Raw genomic sequence first — 774 nt, forward strand, 5'->3', positions numbered from 1 at the left:
CGATATGCAGGCGAATATCGCCCTGATTGTGTTTGACGTAGGTCGGCGAAAGAGGCTTGCCTTTTACGGTCGCCGCCTGTCGGCAATACTCCCCGTCCGCTCGCCAGAAATCTTGCAGGTAGGCAATAAAGCCGCTGTCGCTTGTATCGCGTTCCGTCAACACTCCCGCCGTCAATAACTGCCGCGCTGCCTCTTCCGCTGTTGCCTTCGGCTCGTCCAAAGGTACGCCGGTAGATTTTCGGCAAGCCCATATCTTTTTTTCATGGCTCCAAAATGTTGCCTGCCAAAAAGGACTGTTCTTTACTCGGAAAACGCAAAAATCATTGTGCCGAAAAACCAAAACGCGCATAAAAACCCCTTTGCGTTTATAAGTCTGTTTATAACCGCATCTATGAAGTGTTTTAACGCCGGTTTTCCGGTAGTTAATTCTATATAGAATAGACAGATAACAAAAAGCCGCTATATCATCGCTCTATCCAAATAATAAAAACCGCGAATCGCTTGACGGCGAATATACGGGGATTAATTTTTTTGCCCCTTACCTTGCAGGGAAAAATCAGCGCAAACTGGAAGGCGTATTGGCCGCAAACCGGAAACCCGTCTAATTGGGACGCCATACTGCATTGCACCCCTTTGTTTCTGATTCAAAACTTGAAGAGGGGGGATAATTATAGAGGCGAAAGTACACTTGGAAGAACTGAAATCTTCTAGCAGCACTTCAGACGGCAGTCAAGAAATTATTAAAAGCGTGTTTGAAGCAATGCGAGACCGATT

1 protein-coding gene is annotated in these 774 nt (G+C 46.5%); it reads right to left on the bottom strand.

The window, feature by feature from the left end; genetic code table 11:
- Window positions 1-220 (bottom strand): hypothetical protein (locus AWU74_RS06775; RefSeq protein ID WP_162504974.1); only part of this gene is annotated, 220 nt, incomplete at its 3' end.
- Window positions 221-774: the final 554 nt, after the last annotated feature.

Source organism: Treponema endosymbiont of Eucomonympha sp. (assembly GCF_001028545.1).